The organism is uncultured Eudoraea sp., from assembly GCF_947260015.1.
Classification (GTDB): Bacteria; Bacteroidota; Bacteroidia; order Flavobacteriales; family Flavobacteriaceae; genus Eudoraea.
The window spans coordinates 1-16,295 of record NZ_CAMYOM010000015.1 but is presented as its reverse complement, the minus strand read 5'-3'; the positions used below and the strand labels follow the sequence as shown (position 1 = coordinate 16,295).

Sequence of the window (16,295 nt, the reverse complement as noted above, 5' to 3'; positions counted from 1 at the left end):
TATATGTTTAAGAATAAATTACATAGCTTTGCGCCTACCTATATTCTCACTAAATTTTACCTCTATTATAAGGAACATATGGATAGATTTGATCTTTTGATTGTTGGTGGTGGCCCCATTGGAATAGCCTGCGGACTCGAAGCTCAAAAAAACGGTTTGAGCTACCTGATTATAGAGAAGGGTCCTATAGTCAATTCCTTATTTAATTATCCCGTGAACATGCAGTTTTTCTCCTCTTCAGAACGACTGGAAATAGATGACATTCCTTTTATAAGCAACGAAGCAAAACCAAAACGCAATGAGTCTTTGGAATATTACAGAAGAATTGTTACCTCCAATAAATTGAAGATTCACCTCTTTGAAAAAGTTGAGACAATAAAAAAAGGGACAGAAGATTTTAAAGTAATAACAAATAAAAATACATATACAGCTACTAATATTACTATTGCCACCGGATTTTATGACCTTCCAAACCTCCTGGAAGTTCCCGGGGAAAAACTCCCAAAAGTATCTCATTATTACAAGGACCCTCATTTCTATGCGAGTCAAAAGCTGGCCGTGGTAGGAGCAAGTAATTCAGCTATTGATGCTGCCCTGGAGTGCTGGCGAAAAGGTGCTGAAGTTACGCTGATTATCAGAGGCCCTGAAGTTGGCAAGCGGGTTAAATATTGGGTTCGTCCGGATATTATAAACAGAATTGAAGAGGGAAGTATTAAATCTTACTATAACGCCTCAGTGAAAGAGATTCGCGAAAATGAAATTGAGTTGGAAACTCCTGAGGGAAAAATTATTTTAGAAAATGATTTTGTCCTGGCCTTAACCGGATATACTCCAAATTTTGAATTTCTGGAGAATGTAGGTATTGAATTATCAAAGGATGAGAAAAAATTACCAAATTACAATCCGGAAACCATGGAAACCAATATAAAAGGAATTTACCTTGCCGGTGTTATCTGCGGAGGTATGGAAACTCATAAGTGGTTTATTGAAAATTCACGAGTGCACGCAAAGATCATTATTAAAAATATTTTGCGGAAAAAAGAATCCGAAATCGGTAATTAAGAGTTATACAAGCGCATGAAAAAAATTGCCCTAGCCATTCATGGAGGAGCCGGAACCCTTGTCAGGGGAATAATGACACCTGAAAAAGAAAGTATGTATAAAGCAGTTTTAGAACGTGCCTTACAAAAAGGGTATCTGCTTTTAGAATCCGGGGGTTCTGCCGTCGAAGCTGTTGAGGCATCTGTTAAAGAACTTGAGGATTCACATTTGTTTAATGCAGGAAAGGGAAGTGTATTCACTTCCGAAGGGAAACATGAAATGGATGCTTCCATTATGGACGGAAAAACCCTTAATGCCGGAGCCATTTCTTTGGTAAGTGGCATAAAAAACCCTATTAGCCTGGCGCGGGATGTTATGGAAAAAAGCGATCATGTTTTTCTTGCTTCTAAAGGTGCTATGCAATTTGCAGAGAAACTGAAATACCATCTTGAAGACGAGAAATATTTCTATGATGAACTTCGCTTTCAACAGTGGCAGGAGATTAGAGGTACAAAGAGTTTTAAACTAGACCATTCTGTAAATAAGGATTCGAAATTTGGAACTGTTGGTGCTGTAGCTTGTGATAGTTTCGCGAACCTGGCAGCTGCAACTTCCACCGGAGGCATGACCAACAAGCAATTTGGCAGAGTTGGCGATAGTCCTATGATTGGAGCAGGAAATTATGCCAACAATAAAACATGTGCTGTTTCCTGCACGGGCAGCGGCGAATTTTTTATAAGAGGGGTTGTTGCATATGACTTATCCTGCCTGATGGAATACAAAAACCTATCGCTTCAGGATGCTGCAGAGGAACTTATCCAAAATCGTTTATTGAAACTGGGAGGAGATGGAGGATTAATTGCTGTTGACGCCCTTGGTAATATTGCAATGCCTTTTAACACTGAAGGTATGTACAGGGCCTGCAAATCATCAGACGGTGCAGATCAGATCAGTATTTATATGAATTAAGAGGCTGGAAAAGGAGCATCAAGGGGTAATACTTTCACTTTGCCTCTTTTCATATTAAATCGGTCCCCATTTGCCAAGACGTGAGTTTTAAGATTAATCAGAGACATAGGCGTGCCTTTCTCAAGAATCTTTTCATTATTGTGTTTTAGTTTTCTTGGATCAAACATAATAACCATCCCGGAACCTATTATTTCAAAAGTGTTGCTATTTTTAATAACCAGTCCTGTATCTTCTGCAAGGCCAATACCCATCATATCCGGATATTTAGCGACGGCTTCCGCAAGTCGTCCAAAACGGCCTCGACGAATAAAATGAGAGTCTATGATTAAATTAGAAATGAATCCCATTCCGGTATCCATTTTTACGGCCCCTTTTATAAATGATTCTGTACTGCTACCACCTGCAATCATCTCATGGGACATACACATTGCGCCGGCACTGGTTCCAGCTATCACCAAAGAGTCTTTTTTATAACGTTCTGTGAGCACTTCATGTAATTTAGTGCTGCCTATTTTTGAAGTGATATTAGATTGGTTTCCCCCCGAAAACATTACGCATTGTGCATTTCCAATCCATTCCACATTCTTTGGGTTTTCAGACTCTTTCCTATCTCGTATATCCATAATATGCACCCTACGACATCCTAATTTGTCAAAGGCCTTGAGATAACTATTACTTACATCTTTTGGAATACTTGAGGCAGTTGGAATAACAACAATTTGTGCCTCATTGCCCCCACTCTCACTTACCACTCTGGAGAGGATACTTTCCTGAATAAATTCAAGGTGAAACGATTCTCCTGACACCGTCCCTTTATCCTCATTTCCACCTATTGGAATTAAGGTTCCATTTACCGTCATACTTTTTGGTATATAGGAAGCAAAAATACAGCTATTGTTATAAAAAATGTCATATATTTATGAAATTACGCAGAACTTATTAAACTCATTTCAACAGTAAAAATAGTATTCCAAGGCTTGTTGTCAATTTATAAATCCGCGGTTAGAAACCATAAAATTTAAGGTCATGAAAATAAGAGAAATAAATGCCATGAGGGGACCAAATTACTGGTCTATTCGCCGTCATCGACTAATTGTAATGGTTCTGGATTTGGAAGAAATGGAAGAATTGCCGACCAACAAAATAGATGGTTTTGCAGACCGTATCCGAGAGATGTTTCCGAGTATGTATTCGCATCGATGTTCAGAAGGATGCGAAGGAGGTTTTTTTATGCGCGTAGATGAGGGTACGTGGATGGGTCATGTTATTGAACATATTGCCCTGGAAATCCAAACATTGGCGGATATGGATACTGGATTCGGAAGAACGCGCGGATATGGGGAGAAAGGGGTATACAACGTTGTTTTCTCATACATTGAGGAATCAGTAGGCAGATATGCTGCTAAAGCTGCTGTTCGTGTTTGTGAAGCATTAATTGCTGCAGAGCCCTATGATCTGGAAGATGACATACAACGTATGCGAGAACTTCGGGAATCTGAACGACTTGGGCCAAGTACCGGGTCTATAGTTCTGGAAGCAAAAAGTCGTGGGATACCATGGATACGGTTAAACAAATATTCGCTGGTGCAACTTGGGTATGGTGCCAATCAGAAAAGGATACAGGCCACCGTAACCAGTGAGACCAGTAGTATAGGAGTTGAATTGGCATGTGATAAGGAAGACACTAAATTTTTATTAGAACAGGCCGAGGTCGAAGTCCCTCGTGGTGATATAATCAGCCGGGAAGGCAGCTTGGAAGATGCTTGCCGATATGTGGGATACCCACTTGTTATTAAACCTATTGATGGTAATCACGGCAGGGGAATTACAGTAGATATCAATTCATATGAGGATGCGCTCGATGCCTTTAAAGTGGCTAAAGAAGTATCAAGACGGGTCATTGTTGAAAAATATATTACAGGTGAAGATTACAGACTTTTGGTCATTAACAACAATTTTGTTGCCGCAGCGAAACGTACTCCTGCTCATGTTGTAGGTGATGGAAAATCTACCATAGAAGAATTGGTCGAGGAAGTGAACAAAGATCCACGTAGAGGGTATGGCCATGAGAAAGTGCTTACCGCAATAACCATAAACGATCTGACAAAAACGATTATCGCAGATGCAGGCTATACTACAGACTCCGTATTAAAGGAAGGGGAGCGATTAATTTTAAAGGATACTGCTAATTTAAGCACCGGGGGTACTGCAGAAGATCTAACAGATATCGTTCATCCTGCCAATGTATCTATGGCGGAAAGGATTTCAAAGATCATCGACCTCGACATATGTGGAATTGATATAATGACCAGTGATATTAGCCAGCCACTTTCAGATACAGGTGGTGCGGTTTTGGAAGTTAATGCAGGGCCTGGTTTCAGGATGCACCTGGCTCCCACCACTGGCTTACCAAGAAACGTTGCCGCTCCTGTAGTAGATAAATTATTCCCTCAAAAAGGCGACACTGGCAGGATACCCATTGTAGCTATTACCGGAACTAATGGTAAAACTACTACTAGCCGGCTAATTGCTCATATCGCTAAAATGAATGGACAAAGGGTAGGTTATACCACCAGTGATGGGGTTTATATTCAAAATAGAATGTTGATGAAAGGAGATTGCACTGGCCCGGCAAGTGCGGAGTTTGTGCTCAAAGATCCTACTGTCAATTTTGCCGTACTGGAATGTGCACGAGGTGGTTTATTAAGAGCCGGATTAGGTTTTAAGAAATGTGATGTTGCTATAGTCACTAATGTTTCAGCAGATCATTTGGGTTTAAAAGGCATACATACTATAGAACAACTTGCCAGGGTTAAGGCGGTTATACCGGAAACCGTGCTACCCGATGGTTATGCCATCCTAAATGCGGATGACGATTTGGTTTATGAAATGCGTAGAAACATAGATTGCAATCTTGCGTTGTTCTCCATGGATGAAAATAACCCCAGGATACAGGCCTTACAAAGAATAGGCGGAATAACTGCCATTTATGAGAATGGCTATGTAACCCTTTGCAGGGGTGAGTGGAAAATGCGGTTAATGAAAGCAGAAAATATACCATTGACCTATGGTGGGAAGGCTCTTTTTATGATTCAGAATATTTTGCCGGCTATTATAGCTGCCAATGTTCAGGGTATTAGTATTGAAGATACGAAAGCAGCCCTGGAGACCTTTATCCCATCGGCTTCAAGTACTCCTGGACGTTTAAATCTGTTTAAGTTTAACAACTTTGACATCTTATTAGACTATGCTCATAATCCTGCAGGCATGCGTGCCTTGCAAAAGTTTACAGATAATCTGGAAGCCACCGTAAAAGTCGGGATCATAGCTGGTATCGGGGACCGAAGGGAAGAAGATAATAATGAGATGGGAAGTATTGCCGCTGAAATGTTTGACGAGATTATTATTAGACAGGATAAAAATTTGAGAGGTAAATCGGAGACTGATCTGATTAATATGTTGGATGCCGGAATTAAAAAGCAGGATCCCAATAAAAAAACTACCATTATACCTTCGGAGAAAGAAGCTATTACTCATGCGGTGACACATGCTGAGAAAGGATCACTCATAGTGCTCTGTAGCGATGTGGTCCCGGATGCTCTGGACTTGGTAAAGCACTTTAAAGACAAGGAGGCGAAAGGCGAATTAATTTAGGGCATTTGTGATATGTTTTTAAATACATAGTCATTATTTAGAGTCGATCATAAATAAAAATACGGGCCGAAACCCGTGGTTTTCTCAAGAACTACTCAAATGAAAAAAATATGGGTTTGGTCCATTACGGCAGCTTTAGCCGGATTTCTTTTCGGCTTTGATACTGTTGTTATTTCCGGTGCTGACAAAACACTTCAAGCATTGTGGGATTCGTCCGATGTGTTTCATGGAGTAGTAGTAATAGGAATGGCACTTTGGGGCACTGTTATTGGCGCATTATTAGGTGGTATCCCCACAAATAAACTCGGTAGAAAGAATACCCTTATATGGATAGGTATATTTTACACCATCTCGGCTTTGGGCTCTGCCTTGTCAAGTGATCCCATAACGTTTGCCATTTTTAGATTTATTGGTGGATTGGGAGTAGGGGCTTCAACGATCGCAGCACCTGCTTACATTTCAGAGATTGCTCCTGCTAAGGATCGAGGCAAACTTGTTGGTTTATATCAGTTTAATATTGTATTTGGTATCCTGATCGCTTTTTTTTCAAATTACCTATTAAATGGAATTGGGGAAAATGCCTGGCGTTGGATGGTAGGAGTTGAAGCCATTCCGGCAGTTATTTATACCGTATTCACCTTGACAATTCCAAAAAGCCCCAGGTGGCTGTTGTCTAAACACCGTGTTGATGAGGCTAAAGAAGTTTTAAAAGTTATAAATCCGGGCATTGATGCAGAACACATGATGCTGGAAATTAAAAAGGAAAGTGAAGGTACGATTCCAGGGGAAAACATTTTCTTATTGAAATATAGATTTCCATTGATACTGGCTTTTTGCATCGCCTTTTTTAATCAACTCTCGGGGATCAATGCGTTTCTTTATTATGCTCCACGAATATTGGAAGAAGCTGGCCTGGGTGCCAGCACGGCGCTATTGAGTAGTATTGGTATAGGGGTAACCAATATGGTATTCACCCTTTTGGGAATATACCTGATTGACCGAATGGGGAGAAAACAATTAATGTATATCGGCTCTATTGGATATATTATAGCTCTATCTCTGGTAGCCTGTGCATTTTATTTAAACTGGGAAGGAATTTCCGTAGCATTCTTTTTATTCCTGTTTATCGCAGCCCATGCAATTGGACAAGGAACCGTAATTTGGGTGTTTATTTCAGAAATATTCCCTAATCATTTAAGAGGATACGGCCAAAGCTTTGGAAGTTCTGTGCACTGGATTCTTGCAGCTGTTGTGCCTTCTTTAATTCCTATTCTCTTTGCTACTATAGGACCCGGAATTGTATTTACATTTTTCGCATTTATGATGTTTTTACAGCTTCTTTTTGTGGCCTTTATTATGCCTGAGACCAAAGGAATATCACTGGAGGAATTAAGCAAGTCGCTAACAAGAACCAAAAAGGTTAAATCTAAGAGTGTATTATAGGTAATTCAAAATAAGATTAATTGCATTGTATAGAAAATGAAGGTAGTTTTAGGTCCCATGCATTTTCAGCCCGGGATAAAGGAAGAATGCGCCATGGTCTTGAAGTATTGTATAATATGTTATATTGAATTAGCTATGTAGGAAATTATGGAAGAACATAAGTCTCCTAATAATAGAATATTTGAGTTTTTTGGCTTGGGTATAAAACTACTGTTGAGAAGACCCTGTGACCTGGTGCATAAATATTTATTGTTACACAATCATATTGCCATACTTACTTATTCACCGAAACAAATTGTTGCAATACTGTAAGTAATCTTAGAAATATTGGACTCTTAGAGTATGGTACAGAATTAATTTCCATTTTAAAACAATACAGCCATGAGAAATTTTTTTAGCAATCTATTCAAAAAGAAAAAAACAGATGAATTTGATGAGATCCCCAAAGGTGTATGTCCCAATTGTTGGGGAGATCAGGAGTACGGCAACGTTATCCGTGAAAAATTTAAGGATGCACAAATAGATGTAAATAATAAAGAAAGTAAGTATGCTTTTATACAGGACTTTCTAGTAACCCATTTAGATGGAATAAAACTAAAAAGTGCTGTGCATGGCACAGAATGTCCTACTTGTAAGATATCATATAAAAAATAATCTAAATTCTAAACAATCAATAATGTCAAAACAACTCTCGAAAATGACGGAACAACACTGTTCCAATCCCCCTGCCAAATACAATGATCTCAAAGTTTTATTCCTTAACTGCACACTAAACAGAACACCGGTTCTCTCACATACCGAAGCACTTATAGGTGTTGCTCAGCGAATTTTTGAGGCAAATGGTGTAGCTACAAAAGTTATCAGACCAGTGGATTATGTGCTTCCTGCCGGTCTGGGCCTGGATATGTCCAAAACCCCGGAATGGGAGAAAGATGACTGGCCCATGCTTCAAAAGGAAGTAGATGCCTGTGATATTCTTATCCTCTGTACTTCAGTCTGGTTAGGAGAAAAATCCTCGGTCTGTAACCGGGTATTGGAGCGGATGTATGGATATACGCATTTGTTTAATGAAAAAGGGCAATACAGGGATTATGGCAAAGTTGGTGCTACCTTGATTACAGGTAACGAAGATGGGGTAAAGCATTGTGCCATGAATATATTATTTTCTCTTTCACATATAGGTTATACGGTGCCTCCACAGGCAGATGCCGGTTGGATGGGTGAGGCTGGACCAGGACCTTCTTATCGAGACGAGGGTTCAGGAGGCCCCGAGAACGACTTTACCAATAGAAATACAACTTTTCTTGTCTGGAATTGTTTGCATCTTGCCCGAATGTTAAAAGATAATGGTGGCATTCCGGCACACGGTAATCAACCCGATGAGTGGGCTGCTGGATGCAAAGCGGGGTTTGACAGTCCTGAACATAAAAGATAATTCGGTAATGGAAAAGATGATGTATCTGCTGGCGCAATACCTTGCTGCCGCAGGAATAAGTTTTTTAGAGAAAAAGGATGATGACAGCCATAGCAATCTTGGCTTTTCAATCGAAAATAGTAGCATGTATTCAAGGCCGTTAAATGAGAACGGAGATACATTATCTGTAAGCTATAAAAAATTCAGTTTGGAATGGAATTCAAATGATGTGTCCACTTCACTGCGATTGGATGGTACCACCCATGCCGAAATTCTAAAATGGATTGAAAAGATTGCTGCTAAGGCGGCTATTAAGGTACCTTACACTTATTCCTTTCATTATGATTTTCCCTATCAAATAAAAGATAATTTTGTTTTTAAACTTTTGGACCCTAAAAGGCTTCGTGAATTGTTGAATCTAAGAATTTTGGCGCAATCAGTTCTGGAAGCTTTTTTACAGGACCAAAACTTAAACTCCGAAATTCGGATATGGCCCCACCACTTTGACACAGGGGCTTATGCTATTTTCAATGATATGACGGGTGATGCAATTGGATTAGGCCTTGCAGTACCTGATACTGTGTGCAGAGATCATTATTTATACATCAGCGGATACAAAGGACATGAGGTAATAGATACTTCAGGTTTTAAACCATTATCCCTGGGATCCTGGGGTATAAATGGATTTAATGGAGCGATCCTACCAGCCACAGAAATTGACAAGAATACGGGTACTGCCTTTTTATCTGAGGCATTCTTCCAATATAAAAATTAAACCGATTAATTATGGCTTCTTCGCAAGACCTTATTTGGCATAAAGTACTGGATAATAAAACTGATTTACCGGAGGGAAGAGTAAAAACGGTGACTGCCAAACACAAAGGTATTTGTCTTACTCATTTCGAGGGAAAATTTTCTGCCATGGACAACAAATGTCCGCATCAGGGTGGACCTTTAGGTGAAGGCTCTATTGAAAATGGTCTGTTAAGATGTCCGTGGCATGGCTGGGATTTTCACCCTTGCACCGGTTTACCTCCGGGCGGGTTTGATGATGGTGTGGAAGTCTATCCCACCAAGGAAGAAAATGAAGCCATATATGTGGGTTTGGTACAAGAGAAATCGCACGAGCCTACAGTTTCCGATGTCATGGTTGAAACTATGATCAATTGGGGAGTAACCAAAGTTTTTGGAATGGTAGGGCATTCAAACCTCGGATTTGCCGACGCCATGAAACGACAAGAGCAAAAAGGAAATCTCAATTTTTATGGTATTCGCCATGAAGGTGCTGCAGCCTTTGCAGTATCTGCCTATGGTAAACTTACAGGAAAACCTGCAGCTTGTTTCACCATTGCCGGACCTGGAGCTACTAACTTATATACAGGCATGTGGGATGCCAAGGTGGACAGGGCTCCATTTCTGGCGCTTACAGGACAGGTAGCTACGCAAGTGGTAGGTACAGGAAATTTTCAGGAAGTAGACCTGGTTCAGGCATTCAATTCAGTGGCGGAATTTAACCAACGTGTTCAGGGAGATAGCAAGCATTCCGAATTAATGTCCCTTGCTATTAAACATGCCATCATCAGAAGAGATGTTTCCCATCTTACATTCCCGGATGAAATCCAGGACCAAAAGGCTAAATCTGGTACAAAAGCGCAGTTCCCTACCAACAGGATTACTCCTATGGAGATAGCCCCTCCAAAAGAGATGGTTAACAAGGCCATTGCCTTGATAGAAAAAGCAAAACGTCCGCTTATTATTTTAGGACATGGTGCCCGGGCACACAAAAAAGCTATTGTCGAATTCGCTGAAAGTTTAAATGCTGCAGTAGTGACCACGTTCAAAGGAAAAGGGCTGATTGCCGATAATCATCCATTGGGATGTGGTGTTTTAGGTCGAAGCGGGACTCCGATCGCCTCATGGTTTATGAACGAAGCCGATCTGCTCCTGGTCTTTGGAGCTTCCTTCTCAAACCATACAGGAATTACTCCTAAGAAACCCACGATACAAGTGGATTTTGATCCACTCGCTCTAAGCAAATTTCATGAAGTAGATGTAGCCGTTTGGGGTGAAATTTCGAGGACTTTAGAAATCTTTACTACTGCCTTAGAAGGAAAAACAGATACTTTAGATCAGAGGTCAGAAATTGCCCAACGTTGGTCTATCTGGAAAACTGAAAAGAAAAAACGCTTATCAGAAACTTCCGAAAATGGACTAAGTTCCATCGCCGTATTTGAAATGATGAACAAATGGACTCCCAAGAATGCGGTCATGTGTGTTGATGTAGGGAACAATGCATACTCTTTTGGACGCTATTTTGAACCCGAACAGCAAGATTTTTTAATGTCGGGATATTTAGGCTCCATTGGATTTGCACTACCGGCATCCATAGGTGCCTGGGCTGCTGTTGGCAGTTCGAGGCCAGTGGTAGCAGTAGCAGGTGATGGCGGGCTTTGCCAGTACTTGGCTGAAATAACCACATTGGTCAAATACAATATGCCTGTAAAATTAATTGTTCTGAACAATCATGAACTTGGTAAAATTTCTAAAGAGCAACGAGCTGGAGAATACGATGTATGGCAAACTTCTTTATCTAATCCGAATTTTTCAGAATATGCTATTTCATGCGGTGCCTGGGGAAAGCGTGTATCCAAAGAAGAAGATTTGGAACAGGCTATGAAGGAATTATTTGAACAACCCAATCCAGGTCTTCTCGAAGTCATTACAGATGTAACGCTGATATAGTTTTGATAAATTTAATCCTTCCTAATAATTTAAGCAGATGCTTCAATCGTTTAGTATAATTTTCTCTATAGCTGCTTTATTCAGCTTAATAAATTACAAATGGTTAAAAATGCCAGCTACCATTGGACTAATGCTGATGAGCCTGGTTACCATGATACTAATCACAATTAGCAAGGGTATTTTTCCTGATTTCTACCGCTTCTTTTGTGATATTGTCACTCAATCTGATTTCCGAACCTTCTTATTAGATGGCATTTTAAGCTTTCTCCTCTTCGCGGGCGCAATGCATGTGAATCTTGATGATTTAACTAAGGAGAAATGGTCTGTTCTTTTATTTGCTACCCTGGGGGTACTAATTTCCACTTTAATAGTAGGTGGACTTATTTTTAGTGCTGCACATTTAATGGGTCTTCAATTACCAATAATTTACGCCTTTCTTTTTGGCGCATTAATCTCCCCCACAGATCCTATTGCTGTATTGGCCATTCTTAAAAAAACAAAGATTGCTAAAAATCTTCAGATCAAGATTGAAGGTGAATCCCTCTTCAATGATGGCATTGGCGTTGTAGTTTTTGCAGGAATACTAATTTTTGCTGATATGGGAGGGCATCCTGCAGAAAGTTCGTTAGGGGTTGAAATAGGAAAATTATTTCTGGAAGAAGCTGTTGGAGGAATACTCTTTGGTGCTTTATTAGGTTTTATAGGGTATACCTCTATTAAATCGGTAAAAGAAAATCCTCAATTGGCTGTAATGATTAGTCTGGCCATAGTAATGGGGGGATATGCAATTGCCTCCATAATTCATGTTTCAGGGCCATTGGCTATGGTCGTCTCCGGAATGTATATAGGGAATAAATTAAATGTAGTTGCTAATAAGGGTCCGGCAAGAAAACTTATTAATGAATTTTGGGAAGTATTAGACGATGTTTTCAACGGTATCTTATTTGTCCTTATAGGCTTAGCTATTCATCTCTTAAATTTTAGTCCAGGTTATCTTGCTTTGGGAATTCTGGCAATTGTTATTGTACTTATAGCCAGGTTTATTTCCGTACTGCTGCCTTACTCATTGTTAAAACACAAGGAAAGTAAACCTATAAAAACTGTTGCTATCTTAACATGGGGAGGGTTACGCGGAGGGATTTCCATAGCTTTGGCGCTAAGTTTGGGCGACAATACTTCTTCAGAATTAATACTGTATATCACCTATGCTGTAGTATTGTTTTCAATTATTGTACAGGGACTCAGTATTGGAGCCCTTGTAAAAAAGCTATATAATTAAAACCATATACATGGGAATCTTTTATGCTTTATTCAGATATTTTGTCACTAAGTTCAACAAATTGGCCAATTTGGATGTGTCGTATTTTATATCGATATCGAAGATACTTCAGTAAGCCAATCTAACTTTAAAAGGACTAACTGACAAATATCATGTTTTAAGCCTGCTTATTTTTGGAAATTTGTAATGGCAAATTACGTTTGATTTTGATTCGCGTTTGTCATAAATTAAATTGTAACATGACAAATGTCCATTCTTTCCATATTCCTGTTATGGGAATAGGCTTTACCATAGACACTCCTTTAAAGGTATCCCAATTTGGCATAGACTCCGTTATTTCTTTGGTAGATGATATTCTTATTGAAAAATTAAGGAAGATGTATTGTGATAAATTTGAGCGTCCCTATACAGAAATTACTGAAAAGATGGATGACTTTAGGGCAAAAAGAATCACCTCATATTTAAATCTTATCTATGATGAAAGCGTAAAAAAATTCGAAGAACTAAAAAATGTTACTGCTGAATCGACTAATGATCTCAAGAAATATTTTTCAATGTTGCCGGATACGTCTAGTTTGAAACAAGAATTCAAGAATTTAACAAAAGACTCTTTTGATTTACAAGAAATCAAATCTTGGATTGTGGAAAACCTCCCTATGGGAAGTATTGATGTTAATATTATGACCAAGGTTGATAAGGAAAATTATAGAAAAAAGGTAAAATTACCTGCGGAATATAATGATGCCCATGCGGCACTTAGAGGTTACGCCAACAGTGTTTTAAATTCTTCCCTTATTCTTTCTGCTGGAATGAATCCCAGATTGTATAGCTATATGGAAAAGTTCGAAGATTTTTATCCCGATGAAAATGGAATTATCAAAAAGAAAATCGTACTTAAAGTAAGTGATTACCGTTCAGCCTTAATCCAAGGTAAATTCCTGGCAAAAAAAGGGTTGTGGGTGTCAGAATATCGAATTGAATCAGGACTTAATTGTGGCGGACATGCTTTCGCTACGGATGGTTTTCTTATGGGCCCTATCCTAAATCAATTTAAAGAAGAAAAAGAAAACTTGACCCAATCGGTTTACGAGATTTTGACAAGTGCTTTGGATCAAAAAAATCGAATTGTTCCAAATTCAATCTTACCGTTAAAAATTACGGCACAAGGTGGGGTAGGAACCAAAGAGGAACACAACTTTATTTTAAATCATTACAAGGTAGATTCTGTTGGATGGGGAACACCATTTCTTTTAGTACCAGAAGCAACCACCGTAGACAAGTCGACTATTGAAAAATTGGTCGCGGCCAAAGAAGATGATTTATATCTCAGTAATATTTCTCCCCTGGGTATTCCCTTTCACAGCTTAAAAGGAAATACCAAAGATTTGGACAAAGCCAAATTAATTGAAAAGGGAAGACCGGGAAGCCCATGTCCAAAAAAATTTGTGGCCATGAATAAAGACTTTTTGGATACAGGAATCTGTACGGCATCCAGACAATATCAGCATCTAAAAATAAAGGAGTTGGACAAACAAGAACTTGCTGTCGAAGACTATGAGTATCAATACAACAAAATAACTGAAAAATCTTGCACCTGTGTAGGGCTGGGAACTTCTGCCCTACTAACCTACGGACTTGACACAAAAACTGAAGGCCAGGGGGTTTCAATATGTCCCGGTCCAAACATGGCATATTTTTCCAAAACCATGGAACTGAATGAAATGATAGACCATATTTATGGAAAGAATAATGTGCTAACCAGAGTAGATCGTCCACACATGTTCATTAAAGAACTCTATATTTATTTAGATTATCTTCAAGCTCGTATTGCCGAATCCAGTGGTGAAATTACTGAAAAGCAAAGGAAGTATTTGTTAACCTTCGCTAGTAATTTAAAAGATGGAATACACTATTATCAGGAATTGTTCAACAACCTAAAAGAGGAATTTCCAGGGTCCAAACAACAAATATTGAGACTATTAGAAGAGGGCAGTAAAGCTTTAAACGGCCTGGTTCAAGAAATTGAAAGATTGGAAAACAATCTCGCAACACCGTAGCTGGTTATTTATATTTGGCAACATTATTAATATTAGAAATTTTCTTCTTATGGCTTGCCATAATACAATAGAATAAGGGATTCGTTAACATGAATACTTCGCATGGAACCCTTCTAATAACTTTGAGCTGACTCACAGGTATTAACAATGATTTAAAATTAACTATGTAGACTATAATATGCTAGTGTAAATACCCGAAAGTACTTCTTTCTGGTCTAAAGAAGCTATTAATAAAAATGATTGGTACTAAATAAAGTAAAAGAAAAAAGGGAGCCAATATGACTCCCTAATTAAATAATAATTGTATTTCCTTGTTTTCGCTAGTTAGTATATTTTCTAACAGCGTTCCAATTCGTTCTTTTACTCCCCTGGAAGGTAGAGAATAAGAAAGATCCTTTTGTTTTTGTGCTTCTATTTGAATGTCTCATATTTTGTTTTTTTACATATTAGATTATTAAGACGTAAAGACATTTAAAACGTTACACTTAATCTTACGAATTATAACAATTTTAACAAATCCCTGAAAAGACTAGGATATGGCAAAAATGATATTGTTTCAGCTTACGACACCTATTCCATACTAAATAACCAGCTGCCATCTTTTAGCCATTTGTCATCAATAATTTTAAGTGCCCCTGCTAAATCAAATGCCTTTAGGTAATTTTCTACCAGATTATGAAAATGGAGATCATCTGCCGGCAGTGCCATACCTATCGGTTCTATATTCAATGGGCCCTCAAGCGTTACTAAATCTTTCCCCTGGTTGCGCATGATGGTAATTACACAAATTGGGTAGTCTGCAACCATGGCATCTGCCTGATCACTAAGTATCATGGCAATCCCTTCATCATAATTACTGACTGGTATAGCCTGTGCCTTGGGCATATATTTTTTAACAAAAGCCTCACTGGTAGATCCCTTTAAACAGCTTATTTTGTAGTTTTCATTATTGGCTTCTTCGGTCCCTTTCAATTTAGATAAGACGGATGATTTTGCAAGAATTGATTTGCCAGATATCGTATAAGGTCCAGCAAAAAGGGCTTTTACACTGCGTTCAGAAGTAACTGTCATTCCAGACATAACCGCATCTATTTTGCCAGCCTCCAATGCCGGTAATAGTTCTGAAAATGGCATTACTACAGTCGTCAATTTTACGCCAATACCATTAGCTAATACATTGGCAAGGTCAACTTCAAAGCCCATTAATTCGCCAGACTTTGATTTCATATTAAAAGGTGGTTGATTCCCCGTTAGACCAATCCTGATCTCTCCGCTTTTAAGAATTTTAGCGAGTGTCTTCTGTCCATTAACCGGAATGGCAAAAGCGATAAAAAACATTAAAATAACGGTTGTGTATTTTAATTTCATAGTTTTTTGTTTTAAGTTGGTTACTGAAATTAATAGGTTGCTGAAGATAATACTTATTCATTTAGCATCAAATATACTTGTAATTGTAGTGTTAAATCAAACATCCATAACACCGTTGTGGATGTATAGCGTTCAGGATTGGATTCGGGATTAACCAACGTTGTTCCCTACAAGGCTCCGCCTTGAAAGTAAAAACCCCAAACTTACAAATTCAAGCAAGCTTGATTTGCCGTTTGGGATTTTTACTTATTCGTGACCCCGGAGGGATTCAAACCCCCAACCCTCAGAGCCGAAATCTGATGCGCTATTCAGTTGCGCCACGGGGCCT

12 protein-coding genes and 1 tRNA gene are annotated in these 16,295 nt (G+C 38.9%); 10 read left to right on the top strand and 3 right to left on the bottom strand.

Going from position 1 to position 16,295, the window contains the following annotated elements; translation table 11 throughout:
• The first annotated feature begins 78 nt into the window (after window positions 1-78).
• Together Q0X66_RS08375 and Q0X66_RS08370 are read left to right on the top strand one after the other, a co-directional pair.
• On the top strand, window positions 79-1,062 hold the full coding sequence (locus Q0X66_RS08375) for a YpdA family putative bacillithiol disulfide reductase (RefSeq protein WP_297705210.1): 984 nt from the start codon (window positions 79-81) through the stop codon (window positions 1,060-1,062).
• 15 nt (window positions 1,063-1,077) lie between these two features.
• The gene (locus Q0X66_RS08370) at window positions 1,078-2,010 is read left to right on the top strand and encodes an isoaspartyl peptidase/L-asparaginase family protein (RefSeq protein WP_297705208.1); all 933 of its coding nucleotides are present in this window, start codon (window positions 1,078-1,080) and stop codon (window positions 2,008-2,010) included.
• Here the strand turns inward: Q0X66_RS08370 and Q0X66_RS08365 are convergent.
• Window positions 2,007-2,870 carry a cyanophycinase gene (locus tag Q0X66_RS08365; RefSeq protein ID WP_297705206.1) on the bottom strand — a complete coding sequence of 288 codons (864 nt, stop codon included), beginning with the start codon at window positions 2,868-2,870 and terminating at the stop codon, window positions 2,007-2,009. The two genes, Q0X66_RS08370 and Q0X66_RS08365, sit on opposite strands and share 4 nt — an antisense overlap.
• Window positions 2,871-3,036: 166 nt before the next feature.
• On the opposite strand from Q0X66_RS08365, the gene cphA reads away from it, so the two are divergent.
• The 8 genes from cphA to Q0X66_RS08325 all read left to right on the top strand — a co-directional run bounded on the left by cphA (window position 3,037) and on the right by Q0X66_RS08325 (window position 14,599).
• The gene (gene cphA, locus Q0X66_RS08360; RefSeq protein WP_297705204.1) at window positions 3,037-5,664 is read left to right on the top strand and encodes a cyanophycin synthetase; all 2,628 of its coding nucleotides are present in this window, start codon (window positions 3,037-3,039) and stop codon (window positions 5,662-5,664) included.
• Between the two features lie 99 nt (window positions 5,665-5,763).
• The gene (locus Q0X66_RS08355) at window positions 5,764-7,107 is read left to right on the top strand and encodes a sugar porter family MFS transporter (protein ID WP_297705202.1); all 1,344 of its coding nucleotides are present in this window, start codon (window positions 5,764-5,766) and stop codon (window positions 7,105-7,107) included.
• A 381-nt stretch (window positions 7,108-7,488) separates the two neighbouring features.
• Window positions 7,489-7,761 (top strand): hypothetical protein, encoded by a 273-nt coding sequence (locus Q0X66_RS08350; protein ID WP_297705200.1) that lies wholly within the window; start codon window positions 7,489-7,491, stop codon window positions 7,759-7,761.
• 22 nt (window positions 7,762-7,783) lie between these two features.
• The gene (locus tag Q0X66_RS08345; RefSeq protein ID WP_297705198.1) at window positions 7,784-8,542 is read left to right on the top strand and encodes an NAD(P)H-dependent oxidoreductase; all 759 of its coding nucleotides are present in this window, start codon (window positions 7,784-7,786) and stop codon (window positions 8,540-8,542) included.
• A complete protein-coding gene (locus tag Q0X66_RS08340) occupies window positions 8,487-9,296 on the top strand; it encodes a hypothetical protein (protein WP_297705196.1) in 810 nt (269 codons plus the stop codon). The genes Q0X66_RS08345 and Q0X66_RS08340 overlap by 56 nt, the downstream gene beginning before the upstream one ends.
• An 11-nt stretch (window positions 9,297-9,307) precedes the next feature.
• On the top strand, window positions 9,308-11,263 hold the full coding sequence (locus Q0X66_RS08335) for a thiamine pyrophosphate-dependent enzyme (RefSeq protein ID WP_297705194.1): 1,956 nt from the start codon (window positions 9,308-9,310) through the stop codon (window positions 11,261-11,263).
• Between the two features lie 37 nt (window positions 11,264-11,300).
• On the top strand, window positions 11,301-12,542 hold the full coding sequence (locus Q0X66_RS08330; protein ID WP_297705192.1) for a sodium:proton antiporter: 1,242 nt from the start codon (window positions 11,301-11,303) through the stop codon (window positions 12,540-12,542).
• A 239-nt stretch (window positions 12,543-12,781) separates the two neighbouring features.
• On the top strand, window positions 12,782-14,599 hold the full coding sequence (locus tag Q0X66_RS08325; RefSeq protein WP_297705190.1) for a hypothetical protein: 1,818 nt from the start codon (window positions 12,782-12,784) through the stop codon (window positions 14,597-14,599).
• Window positions 14,600-15,169: 570 nt separating this feature from the next.
• Here Q0X66_RS08325 and Q0X66_RS08320 read toward each other — a convergent pair.
• The gene (locus Q0X66_RS08320) at window positions 15,170-15,967 is read right to left on the bottom strand and encodes a transporter substrate-binding domain-containing protein (protein WP_297705188.1); all 798 of its coding nucleotides are present in this window, start codon (window positions 15,965-15,967) and stop codon (window positions 15,170-15,172) included.
• Between the two features lie 253 nt (window positions 15,968-16,220).
• Window positions 16,221-16,294 (bottom strand) — tRNA-Arg (locus Q0X66_RS08315).
• Between the last annotated feature and the right edge of the window lies 1 nt (window position 16,295).

Bases quoted from the DNA above. Each gene is read 5' to 3' on its own strand.
- Q0X66_RS08365 (WP_297705206.1), bottom strand. From the start codon at position 2,870: ATGACGGTAAATGGAACCTTAATTCCAATAGGTGGAAATGAGGATAAA.
- Q0X66_RS08335 (WP_297705194.1), top strand. From the start codon at position 9,308: ATGGCTTCTTCGCAAGACCTTATTTGGCATAAAGTACTGGATAATAAA.
- Q0X66_RS08340 (WP_297705196.1), top strand. From the start codon at position 8,487: ATGAGTGGGCTGCTGGATGCAAAGCGGGGTTTGACAGTCCTGAACATA.
- Q0X66_RS08325 (WP_297705190.1), top strand. From the start codon at position 12,782: ATGACAAATGTCCATTCTTTCCATATTCCTGTTATGGGAATAGGCTTT.
- Q0X66_RS08345 (WP_297705198.1), top strand. From the start codon at position 7,784: ATGTCAAAACAACTCTCGAAAATGACGGAACAACACTGTTCCAATCCC.
- cphA (WP_297705204.1), top strand. From the start codon at position 3,037: ATGAAAATAAGAGAAATAAATGCCATGAGGGGACCAAATTACTGGTCT.
- Q0X66_RS08375 (WP_297705210.1), top strand. From the start codon at position 79: ATGGATAGATTTGATCTTTTGATTGTTGGTGGTGGCCCCATTGGAATA.
- Q0X66_RS08355 (WP_297705202.1), top strand. From the start codon at position 5,764: ATGAAAAAAATATGGGTTTGGTCCATTACGGCAGCTTTAGCCGGATTT.
- Q0X66_RS08330 (WP_297705192.1), top strand. From the start codon at position 11,301: ATGCTTCAATCGTTTAGTATAATTTTCTCTATAGCTGCTTTATTCAGC.
- Q0X66_RS08320 (WP_297705188.1), bottom strand. From the start codon at position 15,967: ATGAAATTAAAATACACAACCGTTATTTTAATGTTTTTTATCGCTTTT.
- Q0X66_RS08350 (WP_297705200.1), top strand. From the start codon at position 7,489: ATGAGAAATTTTTTTAGCAATCTATTCAAAAAGAAAAAAACAGATGAA.
- Q0X66_RS08370 (WP_297705208.1), top strand. From the start codon at position 1,078: ATGAAAAAAATTGCCCTAGCCATTCATGGAGGAGCCGGAACCCTTGTC.